At 67.6% G+C, this 2,392-nt stretch carries 2 protein-coding genes; one reads left to right on the top strand and one right to left on the bottom strand.

Features of this window, described 5'->3' with window-relative positions; genetic code table 11:
* Positions 1-224 precede the first annotated feature (224 nt).
* Positions 225-1,379, top strand: a complete 1,155-nt coding sequence (locus JMF90_RS33590) for a porin (RefSeq protein WP_011547514.1) — start codon at positions 225-227, stop codon at positions 1,377-1,379.
* Positions 1,380-1,422: 43 nt separating this feature from the next.
* Here JMF90_RS33590 and JMF90_RS33585 read toward each other — a convergent pair whose 3' ends face one another.
* Complete coding sequence (locus JMF90_RS33585) at positions 1,423-2,334, bottom strand: LysR family transcriptional regulator (RefSeq protein ID WP_011694772.1); 912 nt, start codon at positions 2,332-2,334, stop codon at positions 1,423-1,425.
* Positions 2,335-2,392: the final 58 nt, after the last annotated feature.

Raw genomic sequence — 2,392 nt, 5'->3', positions numbered from 1 at the left:
TGCCGACAAGCCCGGTCAGGCGGTCGGCACAACCGGGCAGTTGGACGAGCGCAACGCTTTGCACGCGACGCCCCGGACCCGATGGACGGACGGTTTACGACGTGACACCATTTTGTCCTCACGCGGCCGCACACCGCGTCGTCCGCCCTGCGGGCCACACATACAACAGCTCAAACATTCGCCGGGCGTTCGGCCTGCCCGGCCCTCGGCTCCGGAGATCCGTCATGAAGCACCCCGTCATTTTTGCCGCCGCGCTCGCTGCCTTCGCCGCGCCGGCCTTTGCCGAGACCAGCGTGACGCTGTACGGCGTGATCGACGAAGGCTTCAATTACACGAACAACGTCAACGTCAATGGGGTCGGAAAGACCAATTACCAGCTCGCGAGCGGCTATGCGCAGGGCAGCCGCTGGGGCCTGAAGGGCACCGAGGATCTCGGCGGCGGGCTGAAGGCGGTCTTCACGCTGGAAAACGGTTTCGACGTGAATAACGGCCGGCTCGGCCAGGGCGGCCGCATGTTCGGCCGTCAGGCGTTCGTCGGGCTGTCCGAGTCGCGCTTCGGCACGCTGACCTTCGGCCGCCAGTACGATGCGGTCGTCGACTATCTCGCGCCGCTGACCGCGAACGGCAACTGGGGCGGCACGCTGTTCTCGCACCCGTTCGACAACGACAACACGGACAACTCGTTCCGCGTCAACAACACGGTCAAGTACGCGAGCGCCGACTGGAACGGCCTGACGTTCGGCGGCACGTACAGCTTCAGCAACAGCACGGGCTTCTCGAACAACCGCCAGTACAGCATCGGCGCGCAGTATTCGCTGGCCGGGCTGCAGGTCGCGGCCGCGTACCTGCAGGCGAACAACCCGGGCATCGGCAGCGCGGGCGCGATCGCGGCCGACGACGCGAACTTCGTCGCCGACCGGCTGCGCATCTTCGGCGGCGGCGTCAATTACACGTTCGGCCCGGCGACGGTCGGCGTCGTCTACACGAAGACCGACGTGAAGAACCCGGTATCGACGGTCTACCTGCCGGCGTCGACGTTCGCCGGTCTCGGGCTGACCGCGACGAAGTTCCAGAACTTCGAAATCAACGGCAAGTACCAGCTCACGCCCGATTTCTATCTCGGTGCGCAATACGTATACACGGACGGCAAGTACGATGCGGCGGCCGGTTCGTTCAAGCCGAAGTACCACACGGTCGGCCTGATGGCCGACTACAGCCTGTCGAAGCGCACCGACGTGTACCTGCAGGGCGCGTGGCAGAAGGTGGGCGGCGACAAGACGGGCACGGCGGCCGACGGCGGCTATGTCGTCGGGACGGACGGCCCGTCGGCGTCGTCGAACCAGTTCTCGGTGCGCGCCGCGATTCGCCACAAGTTCTGACCGGGCGCCGGGGCCGGGGCCGAGCGCCCCGGCACGGCCGCCGTCAGTCCGCCCGGTGCATGCCGCCGAGCGTTTCCGCGAGCCAGTCGACGAAGATCCGCACGCGCGGCGCGAGATGCCGGCCGGTCGGGAACACCACCGACACGGGCAGCGGCGCCGCATTCCATTCCGGCAGCACCTCGACCAGCGAGCCGTCGGCGAGCAGCGGCGCGAGCCCGTCGCGCGGCGCCTGGATCAGCCCGAGGCCCGCGAGGCAGCACGCGAGATACGCCTGCGAGCTGTTGACCGACACGACGCTGTGCATCTTCACCGCGTGCAGCTCGCCCGAATCCATGTCCGCATATTCCCAGTCCAGCTCGCGGCCCGTTCGGCTCGAGAAATAACCGACCGCGACGTGGTCCGGCAGCTCGTCCGGCGAGCGCGGCGTGCCGTGGCGCGCGAGATAGGCGGGCGACGCGCAGTTGATCTGGGCCATCTCGCCGACGCGCCGCGCGACGAGCGACGTGTCGGACAGCACGCCGACCCGCACCGCGCAATCGATGCCGTCGGCCACGAGGTCGACGAAGCGGTCGGTCGTGCTGATCACGACGCGCAGGTCGGGGTAGCGCGCGTGGAAATCCGGCAGCGCCGGAATCACCTGGTTCAGCGCGAAACGCTCGGGCAGGTCGACGCGGATCACGCCGCGCGGCGACGCGCCGGCATCCTCGAACAGCGTTTCCACATCGTCGAGATCGGCCAGCAACCGCACGCAGCGCTCGTAGTAGGTCGCGCCCTCGGCGGTCAGCGCGACGCGCCGCGTCGTGCGTTGCAGCAGGCGGATCTTCAGGTGCTTTTCCAGATACTGGACGGCGTTGCTGACCGTCGGGCGCGGCAACTGGAGTTGCTCGGCCGCTTTCGTGAAGCTGCCCAGATGGGCGACGCGCGCGAAGGTGCGCATTGCTTGCAGATGGTCCATGCGGGGGCGGGAGCGTGGCGATTGGAACAGGCTCCATTGTTAATCATCGTCGAATGAA

The sequence above is a fragment of the Burkholderia sp. E168m23 genome (assembly GCF_016586125.1).
Taxonomy (GTDB): Bacteria; Pseudomonadota; Gammaproteobacteria; order Burkholderiales; family Burkholderiaceae; genus Burkholderia; species Burkholderia orbicola.
Note: the sequence above shows the minus strand (reverse complement) of the source record. Positions and strands in the feature narration are given on the sequence as shown.

Excerpts from the sequence above, each read along its gene's own strand:
- JMF90_RS33590 (WP_011547514.1), top strand. The coding sequence starts at position 225 with ATGAAGCACCCCGTCATTTTTGCCGCCGCGCTCGCTGCCTTCGCCGCG.
- JMF90_RS33585 (WP_011694772.1), bottom strand. The coding sequence starts at position 2,334 with ATGGACCATCTGCAAGCAATGCGCACCTTCGCGCGCGTCGCCCATCTG.